This window comes from Kluyvera fluvialis (genome assembly GCF_059725275.1).
On the sequence record NZ_AP046142.1, the window covers coordinates 2,574,634 to 2,591,776 of the forward strand.

The following is a 17,143-nucleotide window of genomic DNA, read 5'->3' on the forward strand; positions in this document are numbered from 1 at the left end:
ATTCTCTCAATGTGATATCCCATCCTGATCCCACATTTATCTCTCATCTCTGGCCCGGCTTATATCGCCGACAGGCCGTGATTTAATTCACAAATATATTCATTGGCGGCTGAAATGCGCGTTTTTGGCACAGCTTACGCATAGATAACGCTGTGCGCGCAACACGCTGATGGCGACATCAGTCCAGGGAGGCGACCGCCTTCGAATCGTAACTTCCCCTCGCCTTTACAGACGAGAGCTGAAGTCGTACAGGAGATATTAACTTCATGAAAGACTCTGCCATTCCTGCCTCACGCTCCTCGGCATCAACCGCGCCGGTCGATGAGGTTCTACCGATTACGCAAATGATTCTCTACGGTTTGCAGCACGTGTTGGTGATGTATGCGGGCGCGGTAGCCGTGCCATTAGTGGTGGGTAATGCCGTCGGTTTACCCGCCGAGCACATTATTTTATTGATCAGTGCAGATCTGTTTATCTGCGGTGCGGCCACCATTGTGCAATCAATGGGGATTCGCCCCTGGCTGGGCTGTCGATTACCGTTAATTCAAGGTTGTACCTTTGCTGCGCTGATTCCGATGGTGTTGATTGGCAAAGAGTACGGGATCGGCACAATTTCAGGCTCGGTGATTGTCTCCGGGATCTTTATTTTATGTTGCGCCCCGTGGATCAGCCGCTTAATACGCTTCTTCCCCAAAGTGGTGATGGGCGGCATTGTGACCTTAATCGGCCTGTCGATTATGCCCGTTGCGGGCGGCTGGATTGGCGGCGGCAGCAGCGAAATGAGCGGTTTTGGCGATCTTTTCTCTCTGCTGATGGCCGCGATTACGCTGGTTATCATTCTCAACCTCTACACCTTCGCGACTGGGGTCGTCAAAAATACCGCCGTGCTGGTGGGGCTGATTATTGGCACGATCCTGTGGAGCTTTTTTAAACCGCTCGATTTCCACCTGGTTAACGCCACGCCGTGGATTCACTTGCCGCAGGTCATGCAGTTTGCGCGCCCGGAATTTCATATTGTGCCGGTGGCGCTGTTGTCGATGGTCATGGTGGTGGTCATGGTTGAAACCATGTCTTCTATTATGGCAACTGGCGATATCGTCGGTAAAAAAGTGGACTCAGGAATGTTGCGCAACGGCCTGAATACCTGCGGTTTAGCCACCACGATTTGCGGATTCTTTAACCTCTTTCCTTACGCCGCCTTTGCCCAGAACGTTGGGCTTATCGGTTTAACCGGCGTTCGCAGCCGCTTTGTGGTGTCAGTTTCAGGGGCCATTCTCATTTTGATGGGCGTATTTTCCAAAATGGCGGCGCTGGTGGTGTTGATCCCAAAACCGGTGCTCGGCGGTGCGGGGATCGTGATGTTCGGCATGGTCGCGGTATCCGGCATTCGTACCCTCGGCCAGGTGAACTATCGCAATAATAACAACGGGATGGTCGTGGCCTTAACGCTGGGTCTGGGCATGATGCCCGTGCTAGTGCCAAACCTGTTTACCCAGTTCCCGCCGATGATGCAGTTGTTTTTACACAGCGGGATAACCATCGGGACGCTGACCGCGATTGTCGCCAACCTGACGCTCAACGGTAGTGTGCCCTTCCGTGTTTCTCACGAAGCCCCAGAACCGGATCCTGCGCCGCCAAGTGCCGCCGCGCGCAATATGGCAGTCCGAACCGTGCGGATGTGGTTGCTGCTGCGTAAGGTGCAAAAGGGTCAACTGCCGCAGCAAAGCGCGGGGGAATAATGCAAAACCGAATGTTACTTGCCCTGCTGGCGCTGGCGTTGATGACTATCCCCGCTGTTCAGCAGGCTATCGCCTTAGGTATCAGCAGCCGCTTTAATTTTGGGCTGTTGTTTTAGGTTTCACCGTTATCTGGAGGGCAATAATGAAAAAAGTGACCACTGTCTGCCCCTACTGCGCCGCCGGTTGCAAGCTGCAACTGGTTGTGGAGGATGGGAAGATTGTGCGTGCTGAAGCGGCGATGGGCAAAAATAACCAGGGCACGCTGTGCCTGAAAGGCTATTACGGCTGGGATTTTGTCCACGATACCCGCATTCTGACGCCACGCCTGCAAACCCCGATGATCCGCCGCCAGCGCGGTGGCAAGCTGGAGTCCGTCTCTTGGGACGAGGCGCTTGACTACGTTGCCGCTCGCCTCAGCGCCATTAAAGAGAAGTATGGCCCGGATGCTATCCAGACGACCGGTTCCTCACGCGGAACCGGTAATGAAACCAATTATGTGATGCAAAAGTTCGCCCGTGCGGTTATCGGTACCAATAACGTTGATTGCTGCGCACGCGTCTGACACGGCCCTTCGGTTGCAGGTCTGCACCAATCGGTCGGTAACGGCGCTATGAGCAATGCCATTACTGAAATTGATAACAGCGATTTAGTGTTTATCTTCGGCTATAACCCGGCAGATTCACACCCTATCGTCGCCAATCACGTCATTAACGCCAAACGTAACGGCGCGAAGATTATCGTCTGCGATCCCCGGCGAATTGAAACCGCCCGTATCGCCGACCTCCATCTGGCGCTGAAAAATGGCTCTAACATTGCGCTACTGAATGCGCTTGGCCACATCATTATTGCTGAGAACCTGTACGACAAATCGTTTGTCGCCCAGCGTTCTGAAGGTTTTGATGAATACCGTAAAATTGTGGCGGGCTATACGCCGGAATCGGTCGAGGCGATAACCGGCGTCAGCGCGCAAGATATTCGTTCCTGTGCGCGGCTGTATGCCACGGCTAAGACGGCGACGATTTTATGGGGCATGGGCGTCACCCAGTTTTATCAAGGGGTTGAAACCGTGCGCTCACTGACAAGCCTTGCCATTTTAACCGGCAATCTCGGGAAACCGAGCGTGGGGGTTAACCCGGTTCGTGGGCAAAATAACGTTCAGGGAGCCTGTGATATGGGCGCGTTGCCGGATACCTTCCCGGGCTATCAGTTCGTGAAGGTGGCGGAAAACCGCGAGAAGTTTGCCAAAGCGTGGGGGGTGGCAAGCCTGCCTGCGCATACCGGCTATCGCATTAGTGAGCTGCCGCATCGTGCGGAACACGGTGAAGTGCGCGCGGCGTACATTATGGGGGAAGATCCACTACAAACGGATGCCGAGCTCTCCGCCGTGCGTAAGGCTTTCGACACGCTGGAACTGGTGATCGTGCAGGATATTTTCATGACCAAAACAGCGGCGGCTGCCGATGTCATTCTGCCCTCCACCTCGTGGGGCGAGCATGAAGGCGTCTACACCGCAGCAGACCGGGGTTTTCAGCGTTTCTTTAAAGCGGTGGAACCCGAGTGGGATCTCAAAACCGACTGGCAGATTATCAGCGAAATTGCCACCCGCATGGGCTATCCGATGCATTATCACAACACCGAGGAAATCTGGGATGAGTTGCGGCATCTGTGCCCGGATTTCTACGGTGCAACCTACGAGAAAATGGGCGAGCTGGGCAATGTGCAGTGGCCTTGCCGCGATGAATCACAGGCCGATCAAGGGACGTCATATCTGTTTAAAGAGGCGTTTTCAACGCCCAACGGCCTGGCGCAGTTCTTTACCTGTGACTGGGTTGCGCCTATCGATAAGCTCAGCGACGAGTTCCCGATGGTGTTATCTACGGTGCGAGAAGTGGGCCACTACTCCTGCCGTTCGATGACCGGCAACTGCTCTGCGCTATCAACACTTGCCGATGAACCGGGTTATGCGCAAATCAACACTACCGATGCCGCACGGCTGGGTATTGTGGATGAAGCGCTGGTCTGGGTGAACTCCCGCAAGGGGCGCATTATTACCCGTGCGAAAGTCAGTGAACGGCCCAATAAAGGCGCCATTTATATGACCTATCAATGGTGGATTGGCGCGTGTAACGAGCTGGTGACGGAGAATCTCAGCCCGATAACCAAAACACCGGAGTACAAATATTGCGCCGTTCGCGTGGAGCCTATTGCGGATCAACACGCCGCCGAGCAGTACGTGGTGGAGGAATATCGCAAGCTAAAAGCGCGATTGCGGGAAAGCGCGATGGGGTAAGTTTGTTGTGGGATTTGCAGCCGGGCGATGTGATAACGCCCGGCTTTTTTATTATTCCGTTCAGGATTTTAACGCGTGGTGAATCGAGTTGAGAATAGGCTGATAGCCGGTGCAACGGCAGATATTGCCCTCCAGAACGTCTTTAAGCTGTTCGTCGCTCGGCTGAGGCTCTTTCTCCAGCAACGCCGTGGTGCTGACCAGCACGCCAGGGGTACAAAAACCGCACTGCACGCCACCTTTTTCGATAAACGCATTCTGTAATTTCTGCGTGATCGGGTTATCGTTCAGCCCTTCAAGCGTGGTGATCTCTGCTTCATCGCACTGCTCGGCCAGCACCATGCAAGAACAGACGGCGTTACCGTCCATAATGACCGTACACGCGCCGCACTCGCCAATGGCGCAGCCTTCTTTGGTGGCGGTTAGCCGTAGCGTGTTGCGCACCAGATCCAGCAGACGCATATTGCCTTCCACCCTGGCTTCTACCAGTTTGCCGTTGACCTTGACTTTGATTGTGCTCATGGCTCTATCCTTTGCAGGGCGCGCTGGCGCCCTGTCCTCAATGGTTATTTTTCTGATGCTTGCGCCATCATGTCGCGGAACATGCGGATAAACACCGGTTGCTTATAGGCCGCAGACCAACGTTTGCCGATGGCGGCATAAATCAGCTTATCGAGCACCTCACAGGCGCTATCAATGGTTTCCTGGTTTAGCGGTTGGCCCAACAGGCAGCGCTCAACATCCAGCAAACGCTGAGGTTTGCTGAACAGCGCACCATCGACCAACCGGCAGTAGCTAACCGTACCGTCGTCGGCAAATTCCAGCAGCGCGGTCAGGCTTTGACGCGTAATGTTCAGCGCATTACGGCGGCCCAACTGATGGTAAAGACCTTTGGCGCCTGGTTTCGCCGGTGGCGGCAGGATAACCCGGGTTAAGAGTTCATCTGCTTCACGTTGGGTTTTGTAACCTGAGAGCAGAAACTCGCCCAGAGACATCCGGCGAACGCCGCGATGAGATTGCAGTTCAATGCTGGCGTCGTAGAGAATGGCGGGAGGAATTGAGTCACCGCAAGGCGCGGCGTTGACGATATTGCCGCCAATCGTCGCCCGGTTACGAATCTGGTGAGATCCCACCGTGTGGCAAGCCTGAACCAACAGCGGATAACGCTCGCGCAGCAACGGATGGTCGGTAATCCGGTTAAACGTCACCGCCGCACCGATCGACACTTCGTGCGTTTGGGCATCTTCCATCACCTGCGTTAGCTCACTAAGGCGTGAGATATCAACCAGTTTCATGGCGCGGGTTTGCATACGGCCCTGCACAATCACGTCTGTGCCGCCTGCAATAGCCGTGACACCGTCACTTTTTAACAGTTCCAGCGCCTCTGCCAGCGTTTTAGGCCGCGTAACGGTGACATCCGTCAGGCGTAATACCTGTTTTTTATTCTCCGGCTCGATCATCAATTCACTCTGGCGAGCCGGTTTTTTCAGGTTGTAGCCCAAAATCACCTGTTCCAGCGTCAACGGCAGTTTATTAAACCGTGTCCCCAGGGCAAAACTCACTGCGTTGTTGATGGCCGCTGCCACCAGCTCGGTAGCCGGTTCGCCAATCCCTTTTGCGCCCAGCGGCCCGGCGTTATCCGGGTTTTCAACGCCGATAACGGTAATCGGCGGGATATCTTTGATGGTTGGCAACAGGTAGCTGTCAAAGTTCTCGGATTTCACCTGCCCGTTTTCAATGTTGAAATCTTCTAACAGCGCATAGCCGAAGCCTTGCGCCACGCCGCCGCAGACCTGCCCTTCAAACCCAACAGGGTTGATCACCTGGCCAACATCGTGCGCGGCGGTAACGTGCAGTAAATCGGTTTTACCGGTGCTGGTGTTCACCCGCACTTCCGCCACCTGACAGCCATAAACCCAGGTAAAGTACGGGCTGCCGCAGCCTTTTTCTTCATCCCAGTGAATCGGCGGCGGCACAAACCAGCCGTACTCCGTCAAGCTGACGCTGGCCCATTTCGTTTTATTGACCGCCGTTTTGAAGTCAATACGCTGGCGAGTGTCGTGTTTGTTGATAATAAAGCCGTCTTGCCAGAGCGTATCTTCCAGTTGAGTGGCTCCGATGCTCTCGCCAACCACACCGAGAATGCGTTGTTTGATTTTGCGCGCGGCATCCAGGATCGCCCCGCCGCCAACCATCGTTCCACGTGTTGCCGCCGTAGAACCGCCGTCGCCGATAACTGACGTTGGCGGTTCCATGAAGTGAATTTCGCCCATCTCGATGCCAAACGCTTCAGCGGCAATCAACGACATCGTCGTTTGCAGCCCCTGGCCGTTTTCCGACACCGAGGTAGACAGGTTAACGCTGCCGTCTTCGTTGACCTGAATCAGCGCCGTTGAGGTATCAACCCCCTCAGCACCAATCGAGCAACCGCGATAGCTCAACGCCAGGCCGATGCCGTAACGGTAAACGCCGCCCCTTTCGTTAAGCACATGGTAGTGTTTGCGTTTCGCCATAAACTCCGCCGAAGCGGCTGCTTTTTTCAGCACTTCATGCGCAGAAACGGTATGTTGATCAAACACCTGGCCGGTAACAGACGCATCTCCCTGACGTAAGGCGTTTATCTCACGCACGGTGACCGGCGACATATTCAGGTACTCGGCAATTTCATCCATCAGTGATTCATTCGCATAAACCACCTGCGGCGAACCAAAACCCCGCATTGCGGAGGTGTAACTGTTGTTGGTGTACACCGCCGTAACGTCGATATACACGTTCGGAATGGCATATGGCCCAGCGGCCTGCACCGACGAGCGCCAGGTGACAAACGGCGATGACGCCGCATAGCCGCCGCTGTCCGCCAGAATCTTCACCTGCATCGCCTGAATATGACCGTTGTCGTCTAACCCGACTTTATATTTCATCTTGTACGGGTGGCGTTTGCAGCTTTCAATAATCGACTGTTCGCGGGTATAGGCGAATTTCACCGGCCGCCCGGTCAGGCGAGTTAGCAGCGCCGAGCGGCAGGCCAAATGGTCAATTACATCATCTTTACCGCCGAACGAGCCGCCCATCACAGCGCGTTTGACGTTAATCAGGCTTTGCGGGCAGCCCATAAACTTAGCGACAAAACTGCGAACGCGGTGCGGGTTTTGAATAGAGCCAGAAATGACCAGACTGCCGTCTGTAGGGTCAAGCCAGCTCAGCACTACTTCGGGTTCAATATAAGCGTGCTCCTGAAAACCCACTTCATATTCCCGTTCCAGAATATGGCGTGATTGCGCAAAGCCTTTTTCAACATCCCCTTTGATAGTGTGATGATGCGCGGCAATGTTGTCGCTGCGCTCGGGGTGAATGCGGCGTGCATCTGGCGCAAGCGCGGCTTCAACATCGGTTAACGGCGCGTATGGCGTATAACGCACGCGGATTTTATCGGCGGCCTCGCACGCCGCTTCGTAGGTTGTGGCCGCGACCACAGCGATAACGTCGCCGTGAAAAACCACCTCATCTTTAATGATTGGCAGGTAATCTTTGACGATAATGCCAACCACCGGCGTACCGGGGATATCCTGCCAGGTGGCGATTTTAACCCCCCCCTCGACCGCCAGCGCTTCGCTTAAGTCGAGTTGCTCAACTTTACCTGCCGGAATATCCGCATAACGGCAGACGCCGTAGAGCATATCTGGCAGGGTGATATCATCGCCGTAAATGGCGGTTCCTTTGACCTTTGCCAATCCATCCACGCGTCCTGGCGACGCTGAACGCAAAGCACACATAACGTTCCCCTTATTATCAAACCGGTAAGTCACTCACGGGAGAAGCCCATCGGCACTGATAAATCCAAGATTTGTGCCAGAAATCAAAGAGGTGGCTGTTAGCGTGTGTTTTTGTGATTAAGCGCGCGGAAAACAGCACTCAGAAGCGGAGTTGTTTTACTCAAAGGATAAAAAGCAGCGGTATTGTGTGCCTGGCAATGCGGATATTCTCAAAGTAATAATCATCGATTATCAAAATAATAATTCATGCGGCATAAGCGTTAGCCTATCCCTAAAGACGATATTTGATACGCGCCAGGTAATTGACTTCGCCGCGAATAGTACGAAAATGTCCCCCACTCGTGATAACCCGAATAATGGCCTCTATGACATTTCGTTCTTTTCGTTTTTCCCGCCTGGTAACGGTGAAAAAGGCTGGCGCATTGATTGCCGCCGCACTTTTATTGGTGAGCTGTGATACCAAATCGCCAACCACCCCGTCATCGACGGTCAATCACGGCAAAAATCAGCATAACCCACAGCCGATGCGTGGCGTGTGGCTGACCACCGTATCTCGCCTCGATTGGCCGCCAATGAGTTCGATTAACGTGGTGAGCGCGTCAGCGCGCGCTATCCAACAGCAAACGGCACTGACCTATAAACTCGATAAGCTCAAAAGTCTGGGCATCAACACTGTTTTCTTCCAGGTAAAACCAGACGGTACGGCGCTCTGGAAATCTGACATTTTGCCCTGGTCAGACATGCTAACCGGCAATATCGGCGAGTATCCGGGCTACGATCCGCTGCAATTTGTCCTCGACGAAGCGCACAAGCGCGGGATGAAAGTTCATGCATGGTTTAACCCGTATCGCGTTTCAGTCAATACGAAACCCTCAACCATTGCAGAACTTAATAGCACGATGTCGATGACGCCGCCGAGCGTGTACGTGCAGCACCGCGATTGGATCCGCACAGCGGGTGATCGCTTCGTGGTTGATCCCGGTATTTCTGAAGCACGTGACTGGATAACTCGCATCGTGGCAGAAGTGGTGTCGCGCTACGACGTCGATGGCATACAGTTTGATGATTATTTCTATAGCGAATCGCCACGTTCCGTGATGAACGATAACGCGACATTCCGCCAGTACGGACAGGGTTTTGCCTCGAAAGCCGACTGGCGTCGATATAATACCCAGCAGTTGATTGCAAAGGTTTCTTACACTATTAAGCAGTTAAACCCGAATGTCGAATTTGGCGTCAGCCCGGCAGGCGTATGGCGTAATCGCTCGCACGATCCGGCAGGGTCAGATACGCGCGGCGCAGCGGCATATGATGAATCTTACGCCGACACCCGCCAGTGGGTGCAACAAGGCTTGCTGGATTACATTGCCCCGCAGTTGTACTGGCCCTTTGCTCGCGACGCTGCGCGTTATGACGTGCTGGCAAAATGGTGGGCCGACGTAGTGAAACCGACCAATACCCGGTTATATATCGGCATCGCGTTGTACAAAATAGGTGAACCGTCGAAGAATGAGCCAGACTGGGCGATTGAAGGCGGCGTGCCGGAACTGAAAAAACAGATCGACTTTAACGAGTCGGTAGCCAATATTGATGGCACGATTCTGTTCCGTGAAGCCTATCTTGAACAGCCGCAAACTCAACAGGCTGTCGATTACCTAAAAAGCCGTTGGGGCAATTAATTCCCCATAGTAGTTGTGGACAATTAATTACCTATAGTAAAGGCCGTAGATGCGCAATATTTGTTGTGTCTCCACGGCCTTTTCATTAACAAACAGCAACGTAGTCAGGTTCATCGGTTATCTGGAGGTAAGCACGGGGAAATACGGTAATCACCTGTGTGTTTTTATATTCAAGAAATGTAAAAATCTCGAATGAGAATTTCCATTAGGATTTGACCGATCTCCCCCTCCATATATGAGAAAATAACAGATGGAAATAAATACAAATACAGTGGCCTTCAAACCAGTGTCTGATTTTATTGAATCTGCCCGGAGTGACAGGCGTGAGCAGATGTCACCTATTGCACGATTAGTCGATTTAATTCTCTCATATATAGGGATTCGTCCCACTGACTCAAAATATTCTGAATCCTTTGCTAAAGAACTGTCAGAGCATTTGCACACAATAATGATAGAACATACTCGGCAGAGCATTACGCTGAGAGATGGCATAAGTCTGTCCGTCGATCCTGATAAAAGGACCGCTGTATTGCGTTCTCCATATGGAAAGGAGGCCAGCATTCCTTATCCTCTACTGCTGACAATCTGCATGAATGTTCATCTGGATGCTCAGCATTTTCAGAATGAAGGGGTTATCTATCCGGCTTCTATATCTTATAAAAAATGTTTGCCAGAAAAAGAAATTGATACATTCCTGGCAGATCAGAAGCGGGGTTTTAACGCAAATACAACCATAAACTATCGTGTTGAAAATGGTCAGGAACCTCACTATCTCGATAATAACAGTTTATCTACCCTCGCGAATATCTTAGCCGCCCGGACAAACAACCAGGAAAACGATATTACGCAAAGTAATGTCAACTCATCACATCCTCAGAATATAGATAAAATAGAGGATTTTAACGATACCGACATCAACCGCATTGTATCGGTCTGCAATCAAGGATTTATGTCTATCGTGCCCAATAATCTCGTCCTGGGTATCCGCAGTGCAAGTGGAGACATCAATATCATCGGTGCTGAACCCGTGGTAGGGCTACTGCATAAAACAGAAATACCGTATACATTAGTTACGCAATTACTATGCCGCACCTCGCTACCACAAGAGTCGCCAGTAAACCACACACTAATAGGTGACGATATCACCTCAACATGGTCTGGCGTTGGACTCCCTATCTATGACCAGACCAGACAGGAATGGGAATACACGAAATGTGATATAACCGTCTCTGATTTCAGAAACGGCACGGCTTTTATGAGTTTGAATTTCCACTCGCCTGAGGAAATTTTTTAAAAAAGGTTGCAGCGCAACGTTTAAATAAAGGCCGCCACTCGGCGGCCAGCGTAATATTAATCTAACGGTACACGTACATTCCACCCTGAGTACCACGGCTGAAAAGCACCTGCCACAGTTCAATATCTCTGGCGCGGAACGCCCCGGCACAAGCACACAGATAGTAGTTAAACATCCGGCGGAAACGCGGCGTATATTGCGGCGCTAACTCTGGCCATGCAGCGTTAAAACGCTGGTGCCATGCCATCAGCGTTTTGTCGTAATCACTACCAAAGTTGTGCCAATCCTCCATGATTAAGCGTGATTCACTGACATTCGCAATCTGGCGAATCGATGGCAGGCAGCCGTTCGGGAAGATGTATTTATTGATCCACGGATCAACGTTAACCCCTGTCTGGTTGCTACCAATGGTGTGCAGCAAGAATAAGCCGTCAGATTTCAGGCAACGATCGACCACGCTGAAATAGGTGTCGTAGTTTTTCGGCCCGACGTGCTCAAACATACCGACAGAAACGATGCGATCGTAGGTTTTATTCAGATCTCGATAATCCTGAAGCAGGATGGTGACATCCTCACCTTCGCAGCGTTGCTGCGCCATTTTTTGTTGTTCACGGGAAATCGTCACCCCCTCTACGCTAACGCCATAATTACGCGACGCGTAGGCGGCAAGCCCACCCCAACCACAGCCAATATCCAGCAAGGTCATGCCTGGTTTAAGCTGCAACTTTTCACAAATCATTTTTAATTTGGCGTTTTGCGCCTCTTCCAGTGATTTTGCTTCTTTCCAGTAACCACAAGAATACTGCATGTGCGGATCCAGCATCAGCGCAAACAGATCATTACCGATATCGTAATGTTCTTTACCCACAATCCATGAGCGGTTACGAGACTGGAGATTAAATAACCGAGCACTGGCAATGCGTAAAATATCTTTCAGATTGCCCGGCATTTTTTTATCGAGTTTGGCTTCAAGAATTTTGCAAAATAAAATATCCAAACGCTCACAATCCCACCATCCTTCCATATAGCTTTCCCCGAGGCCTAAAGAACCCTGGCGAAATACGCGCTTGAAGAAGTCCGAATGATGGATCTGAATATCCCATGGCCGCGATCCGTTAATCTTAATATCGGCCTGACTGAGCAGGTCGTTACCCATCCGCGACCAGTTATCATTTAATTCATCAATATTTATAACGTCTGAGCAAACGGTGGCCATGATCTCTTTCCATAAACAGTGTGTATACGATGGCGAAGATTATTATTGATAACGTGATGGTATGTATTATGATGCGAGGACAATATTTATCGAATAGACGCCATCACAATGGATGACCGCCCTTCTTTTACACCAGGCCAAGCCAAACAGTGGATTTCATCGCAAGATGACTCGATGAAAGAGCTGCCGCAGTCGGTCTATTTTCGCTCTTACGTGCTGGAAGCCAACAACCACGTTGACCAGCATAGCCATTCGTTTGCCCAGTTTCACTTTGCCCGTAAAGGCAGTATGCGTATTGATGTTGCGGGGAAATGCTGGGTGATTCCCGCCCACTATGGCATCTGGATCCCGCACAATACTCCCCATGCGGTGTGGGCGTTAGATGACGTGTATCTGGAGAATCTGGATATCGAAGCGGACTTTCTGCCTGAACCAATTGATGAGTGTAAAGTGGTGGCAATCAGTGATTTTGTTCGCGAATTTATCCATTATGCCACCACTAAAACGCCAGAGCGCTACGATATTGATGGCAAAGAGGGACGGCTTGTCAGTGTGCTAATTGATGTGATTTTGCAGCTACCGGAAGTCGAACTGATGCTCCCCTGGCCGCAAAACACGACCTTAATGAAGGTGTGCAGAACCATTCAGGAGTCGCCTGGGTTAGAGCATTCGATGGAGTATTGGGCCAGCCAACTTGGCATGTCGCCTCGTACGTTCTCGCGTCATTTTAAGAAAGAAACTGGGATGCCCTTTAGCGCGTGGAAGCAAAAAATGCGTATTCTTGAATCAGTAATTTTCCTGAAGAAAAATAAAAATGTTACCGCCGTGGCGTTGGAAGTCGGCTATTCCAGCACGGCGGCATTTAGCTATGCATTTCGTCAGGCGTTGGGTGTGCCCCCATCCTGTTATTAACGGATGGATTTACCTCTGGGATTATATTTATAGATAAATGCACTGGATCTTCCAGTCATATGCTGAATTTCTTTAATGCTATACCCCTGACGGAGGAGTTGCCTGATTTTTATCTTATCGCGCTCAACATCTTTTTTCTTGGAGTTACAAGGAGCAATCTCACTAGTGGATTTCATTTGCAGTTGAAGGTTGCAATCATTTATTTTTTCCCTGGCCAGATGGCACTGTTCTCTATCAGCAAGAAAGCTGGTGGATATTTCTTGCCAGATACGCAGCGCACGGCGATAAAATCCTTTAGCTTCGTTTAGCTGAGCAAGCATAATTAGAGAATTAACTTCTGCAGTCATAATTGAAAACCCACAAGTGAATGAGTAACACGAATACGCGCATGGCTTATCTTATTCACATAATAAATATAAATTAACTATCTTGTCTATGCCTATTACCCCGTCATTTCTATACTTATTTTTCATGATTACTATGCCTTAAGGGCATTATTCGGCACAAAAGTTGGCCCAATTCCACCGAAAGTTGTCTTTCAGACAACGGCAGGATACAAGGAAACAGAGTGATGGCCACTACCACCGTCGGCATTGTTGCCAGTGAAGGATTTAGTACCTTTCACTTTTCCGTCCCGCTCATTTTGTTTGGCGCTAGCGCAGGTGATAAACCCCGCTTTATGCGCCGTATTTGTGCACAAACGCCAGGGCTGGTGTGGTCGAAAGAAGGCACAGCGGTGCAAGCCGAGGATGATTTTTCTGTGCTGGCGCAGTGTGACATTGTTGTCGTTCCGTTCTGGCGTCATGTGGATGAAAAACCATCAACTGCACTACTGAACGCGCTGATTGCCGCACGTGATAATGGTGCAACGCTGGTTGGCCTGTGTCTTGGCGCTTTTGCTCTGGCCTATGCTGGCCTGCTCGATAACCGCCGCGCGGCAACGCACTGGGAGTTTGAGAAAGATTTCCAGCGCCTTTTCCCCCAGGTGAAGCTCGACGTTAACGTGCTGTATACCGATGATGACGGGTTGATTACCTCCGCAGGAACGGCGGCGGCGATGGACTGCTGCCTGTACGTTATTCGCCAGCGGTTCGGGGCGAATGTCGCCAACCAAATTGCTCGCAAAATGGTCACTCCACCCTACCGTGAAGGCGGCCAGGCGCAATACATTGAGCAGGTAGTGCCGCACAGCACCAGCGATCAGCGCATCAATCAGTTGCTGGAGTACTTACAGCACAACGTTGAACAGACGCATAATATTGATTCCCTGGCACAACGAACCGCCATGAGCCGCCGGACGTTAACTCGTCATTTTCAAAAAGCGACGGGAATGTCGATTGGTGAATGGATAACCACAGAGCGGCTTCGGCGCAGCCAGGTTCTGCTGGAGAGCAGTTCGCTGCCGATTGAACGAGTAGCGGAACAGTCTGGTTTCCAGTCCTCGATTACTTTTCGGCAGGTTTTTCGTGAGAAACTGGGCGTCAGCCCCGGTGAATGGCGGAAAACGTTTCAGGGCGCGCGGGTGTAAATGGAAAGGCAATGTTATCCACAGAAACGGTGCACAACCTTGTGGGTAATTAGCCTAAAAGCCGTTGATTATTGGGTGGTTCGCACGTTGTACAAGAGCACAGCAGTTTCTGCGCCCGAACCGGATGTTCAGCTTACCAGTTGAAGGCGCGAACTAATGATAAGTCCCAGGCCGTGGCAAACAGTGAAATGAACACGATAATGTTAACGGCGGTTTCGATTCTCTTTTCCATCTTGATTCTCCCTATGTCGATGTAACCATTAAACACGGAAAACCTTAATGATTTATTCTGCACATTGTGGCTAAAGCGTAACACATTATCGTACGTAATCATCCGCCACGATGAATTCATCATAAAGATTACGGGCTGGGTTACGGACACGAGTATGCCAGTAGATGCGTGATCATTTTTGACCTTTGGCCTCGTTTAGCACAAATAGAATGAGTTGTCGGGCAATTTCCTGCCCGCAGAGCGAGCAGATCCTCAAATTAGGTTAATTGATAGTGCTTATCGGCGGTTATCCGGGTTGGTATCTGCGATTCATCGTTCATTTGCAGTAAATCAATCTCGATGGCGTTACAGATGGCATCCAGCGGTAAGTCATTATTTTCCATACCGAAAGGTTCTTCTAGTTCTTCCGCCAGAGTGTCCAATGCGATAAAGGTATAAGAAATAAGCACTGACACAAAGGGCGTCATGTAATGCAGGTCAACCACCAGAGCAAACGGCAGCATGATGCAGAACAGGTACACAGTACGGTGCAAAATCAGCGAATAAGCAAACGGCACTGGCGTGTTCTGGATTCGTTCGCAGCCCGCGAGGACGATAGACATATCATTAAGGCGAATATTTAGACTGTGAAACAGGATATCCGATAGCGCGCCCGCGCGGCGGCGTTCCGCCAGCCACTCCCCCATAATCAGCAAGATGCGGTTAGCCGGTGATTGTGCGGCTAAAACCTGCGCTAAATGCGCTTTGGAGAGGTATTTTTCAAGTACAACACTCGTCGGCTGGCGGCGAAGCGTTAGCCGCAGGCAGTGCACGAAAGCAATTTGTAAACCGACAAATTCGCTCAGGTGGGCATCGGTATGCAGCGTATTTTTCACTTCTCGCAGCAAAGAACGTGAAGCTATCATTAATTGCCCCCACAACTGGCGAGCCTCGACATAGCGGGCGTAACAGGCGTTATTACGAAAACCGAGGAAGATAGCGATAGCCACCCCGAGAATGCTGAACGGCGCGACCGTCAGCTTAATACCCAGCGATGAATACCACGGCAGAATAAGGATAACCACTATCGACAACAGGAAGTTGAGCAACAACCGGGAGATGATTTTTGGTAAAACGGAGCCGTGCCAGACTAAAATGCGGGCCAGCCAATGCTGGTGAGGACGAACGATCATGTTTTTTTCAATCAGGTTAATAAGTTGTTTATTAAACGTGATCTTCGTCATGTATTCAAGCCAATCTCTCACTTTCATTTTGTTTAGCAGAGGTTCTACGGCGGAACCGTCGAAATTTCCGTCACTCTCGTTTCACCCCGGGAACTCGCGTCCCCAGGTTGGTAATTTCAGGTGTAGTGCCCACGCTCACGGAGCGCCTACACCTGTTACTCCTCTGTTGTTGCAACAGAGTCATCAAATGAATCGTTAAAAATGCTTTTTAAAAAACGCACCTGCGTCTTTTTTGTTAGCATTATCCACATTTCCGTCAGTGGCAATTTGAGCTGCATAGTAGGCGGCAAAACGACCACAATCATTACCATTTAACAGGGATTGCTCCCCACGATGTTCGACAGCCACAGAAAAATCATCACTAACCAGATTCGCCTTGCGAAGGGTTTCTGTTAAACGACCAGCACCGTCATAAAACGTATCAACAAAACCACCTTTAGAGTCATGAAGAACGGCGTTTTTTATCATGCCATTATTGATGTCTACTTCTAACAAAGTAAAATGCCCACGCGCACCAAATGGTCCATAGGTATTGCTCTGAGCGATGGGTATTAGCGCTTTTACCGAACCTTGTGGATACGCATCAGCTAATGCGGTATATGTTTGGATAAGAGAGCGGCCGCCCGACATATGTGCTGCGATAGAATCAGACTCTGGTAAGTCATGAGTCGTGGCGCAAACGACATAGGTATTCCCGGCAAATTGTTTTTCCCTGAAGAGAGTCTGATCCACTCCCCCTACTTCGAAACGTCCTTTATGCTGCCATCCATTTTCTTCTGAAAAAATCTTATCCAGGCCCCGATTTAATTGACCTGGCGATAGCTTTTCACCAAAAATACCTAAGAGTCTGTTGATTAAAGAGTTAAGCCATGAATAAAAACCCTTACTTTGTGGGTCGTTAACGATGTTAGCCAACTCCCCCTGTTCCTGATGCGTAAGAGGGGTGACGTCGTTAAAAGATAGCTCGCCAAAATCGCCCACTGCTAATGCATTTGATTCATTTGAAACAATCATAATAAGCCTCGTTAATGGAACACTTGCTCTCTCATCATATTTACAGTGTCGATTATTACTATCAGCGTTTAACCCTACTCAGCAACGAAACTGATTCAATAAAATCGCGCCGATTGCGCTATAGACCTTCTGGTAGAGGCATTTTCTCCATGACTTAATTAGCTCTCCGTTGTTTCATATGTTGAGGAGGTTTAAAATAATAAGTATGTTGTAACTAATAAGTCTATTTTGCTCTGCTTATGTCAT

The 17,143-nt window shown here is 50.5% G+C and carries 12 protein-coding genes; 6 read left to right on the top strand and 6 right to left on the bottom strand.

Annotated elements, in window-relative coordinates; genetic code table 11:
• The first annotated feature begins 266 nt into the window (after positions 1 to 266).
• Together AC6I4B_RS12250 and fdhF are read left to right on the top strand one after the other, a co-directional pair.
• Positions 267 to 1,739 (top strand): nucleobase:cation symporter-2 family protein, encoded by a 1,473-nt coding sequence (locus AC6I4B_RS12250; protein WP_497765447.1) that lies wholly within the window; start codon positions 267 to 269, stop codon positions 1,737 to 1,739.
• Between the two features lie 142 nt (positions 1,740 to 1,881).
• Positions 1,882 to 4,029 (top strand): formate dehydrogenase subunit alpha, encoded by a 2,148-nt coding sequence (fdhF, locus tag AC6I4B_RS12255; protein ID WP_497765448.1) that lies wholly within the window; start codon positions 1,882 to 1,884, stop codon positions 4,027 to 4,029.
• A gap of 60 nt (positions 4,030 to 4,089) precedes the next feature.
• Here the strand turns inward: fdhF and AC6I4B_RS12260 are convergent, their stop codons facing one another.
• Both AC6I4B_RS12260 and AC6I4B_RS12265 read right to left on the bottom strand, forming a co-directional pair.
• The gene (locus AC6I4B_RS12260) at positions 4,090 to 4,548 is read right to left on the bottom strand and encodes a (2Fe-2S)-binding protein (protein ID WP_497765450.1); all 459 of its coding nucleotides are present in this window, start codon (positions 4,546 to 4,548) and stop codon (positions 4,090 to 4,092) included.
• A gap of 44 nt (positions 4,549 to 4,592) precedes the next feature.
• The gene (locus tag AC6I4B_RS12265) at positions 4,593 to 7,799 is read right to left on the bottom strand and encodes a molybdopterin cofactor-binding domain-containing protein (RefSeq protein WP_497765451.1); all 3,207 of its coding nucleotides are present in this window, start codon (positions 7,797 to 7,799) and stop codon (positions 4,593 to 4,595) included.
• Between the two features lie 365 nt (positions 7,800 to 8,164).
• Here AC6I4B_RS12265 and AC6I4B_RS12270 point away from each other — a divergent pair, with 365 nt between their 5' ends.
• A complete protein-coding gene (locus tag AC6I4B_RS12270; RefSeq protein ID WP_497765453.1) occupies positions 8,165 to 9,478 on the top strand; it encodes a glycoside hydrolase family 10-like protein in 1,314 nt (437 codons plus the stop codon).
• Between the two features lie 250 nt (positions 9,479 to 9,728).
• Positions 9,729 to 10,772 (top strand): hypothetical protein, encoded by a 1,044-nt coding sequence (locus AC6I4B_RS12275; RefSeq protein WP_497765454.1) that lies wholly within the window; start codon positions 9,729 to 9,731, stop codon positions 10,770 to 10,772.
• Positions 10,773 to 10,833: 61 nt separating this feature from the next.
• On the opposite strand, the gene cfa is transcribed toward AC6I4B_RS12275, so the two are convergent.
• Positions 10,834 to 11,988: a cyclopropane fatty acyl phospholipid synthase gene (cfa, locus tag AC6I4B_RS12280; protein WP_497765455.1), complete on the bottom strand. Its 1,155-nt coding sequence runs from the start codon at positions 11,986 to 11,988 to the stop codon at positions 10,834 to 10,836.
• 108 nt (positions 11,989 to 12,096) lie between these two features.
• Here cfa and AC6I4B_RS12285 point away from each other — a divergent pair, with 108 nt between their 5' ends.
• Positions 12,097 to 12,900, top strand: coding sequence for a helix-turn-helix domain-containing protein (locus AC6I4B_RS12285; protein ID WP_497765456.1), 804 nt, complete (start codon positions 12,097 to 12,099; stop codon positions 12,898 to 12,900).
• Here the strand turns inward: AC6I4B_RS12285 and AC6I4B_RS12290 are convergent.
• Positions 12,897 to 13,247 carry a PerC family transcriptional regulator gene (locus AC6I4B_RS12290; protein ID WP_497765458.1) on the bottom strand — a complete coding sequence of 117 codons (351 nt, stop codon included), beginning with the start codon at positions 13,245 to 13,247 and terminating at the stop codon, positions 12,897 to 12,899. The two genes, AC6I4B_RS12285 and AC6I4B_RS12290, sit on opposite strands and share 4 nt — an antisense overlap.
• A 224-nt stretch (positions 13,248 to 13,471) precedes the next feature.
• Here AC6I4B_RS12290 and AC6I4B_RS12295 point away from each other — a divergent pair, with 224 nt between their 5' ends.
• A complete protein-coding gene (locus tag AC6I4B_RS12295) occupies positions 13,472 to 14,428 on the top strand; it encodes a GlxA family transcriptional regulator (protein WP_497765460.1) in 957 nt (318 codons plus the stop codon).
• Between the two features lie 489 nt (positions 14,429 to 14,917).
• Here AC6I4B_RS12295 and AC6I4B_RS12300 read toward each other — a convergent pair whose 3' ends face one another.
• Both AC6I4B_RS12300 and AC6I4B_RS12305 read right to left on the bottom strand, forming a co-directional pair.
• Positions 14,918 to 15,832 carry a bestrophin family protein gene (locus tag AC6I4B_RS12300; RefSeq protein WP_497772132.1) on the bottom strand — a complete coding sequence of 305 codons (915 nt, stop codon included), beginning with the start codon at positions 15,830 to 15,832 and terminating at the stop codon, positions 14,918 to 14,920.
• Between the two features lie 246 nt (positions 15,833 to 16,078).
• A complete protein-coding gene (locus AC6I4B_RS12305; protein WP_497765461.1) occupies positions 16,079 to 16,897 on the bottom strand; it encodes a hypothetical protein in 819 nt (272 codons plus the stop codon).
• Between the last annotated feature and the right edge of the window lie 246 nt (positions 16,898 to 17,143).

Coding starts and splice junctions, on each gene's coding strand:
- AC6I4B_RS12305 (WP_497765461.1), bottom strand. CDS start 16,897: ATGATTGTTTCAAATGAATCAAATGCATTAGCAGTGGGCGATTTTGGC.
- AC6I4B_RS12275 (WP_497765454.1), top strand. CDS start 9,729: ATGGAAATAAATACAAATACAGTGGCCTTCAAACCAGTGTCTGATTTT.
- AC6I4B_RS12250 (WP_497765447.1), top strand. CDS start 267: ATGAAAGACTCTGCCATTCCTGCCTCACGCTCCTCGGCATCAACCGCG.
- AC6I4B_RS12270 (WP_497765453.1), top strand. CDS start 8,165: ATGACATTTCGTTCTTTTCGTTTTTCCCGCCTGGTAACGGTGAAAAAG.
- AC6I4B_RS12300 (WP_497772132.1), bottom strand. CDS start 15,832: ATGATCGTTCGTCCTCACCAGCATTGGCTGGCCCGCATTTTAGTCTGG.
- cfa (WP_497765455.1), bottom strand. CDS start 11,988: ATGGCCACCGTTTGCTCAGACGTTATAAATATTGATGAATTAAATGAT.
- AC6I4B_RS12290 (WP_497765458.1), bottom strand. CDS start 13,247: ATGACTGCAGAAGTTAATTCTCTAATTATGCTTGCTCAGCTAAACGAA.
- AC6I4B_RS12285 (WP_497765456.1), top strand. CDS start 12,097: ATGGATGACCGCCCTTCTTTTACACCAGGCCAAGCCAAACAGTGGATT.
- AC6I4B_RS12260 (WP_497765450.1), bottom strand. CDS start 4,548: ATGAGCACAATCAAAGTCAAGGTCAACGGCAAACTGGTAGAAGCCAGG.
- AC6I4B_RS12265 (WP_497765451.1), bottom strand. CDS start 7,799: ATGTGTGCTTTGCGTTCAGCGTCGCCAGGACGCGTGGATGGATTGGCA.
- AC6I4B_RS12295 (WP_497765460.1), top strand. CDS start 13,472: ATGGCCACTACCACCGTCGGCATTGTTGCCAGTGAAGGATTTAGTACC.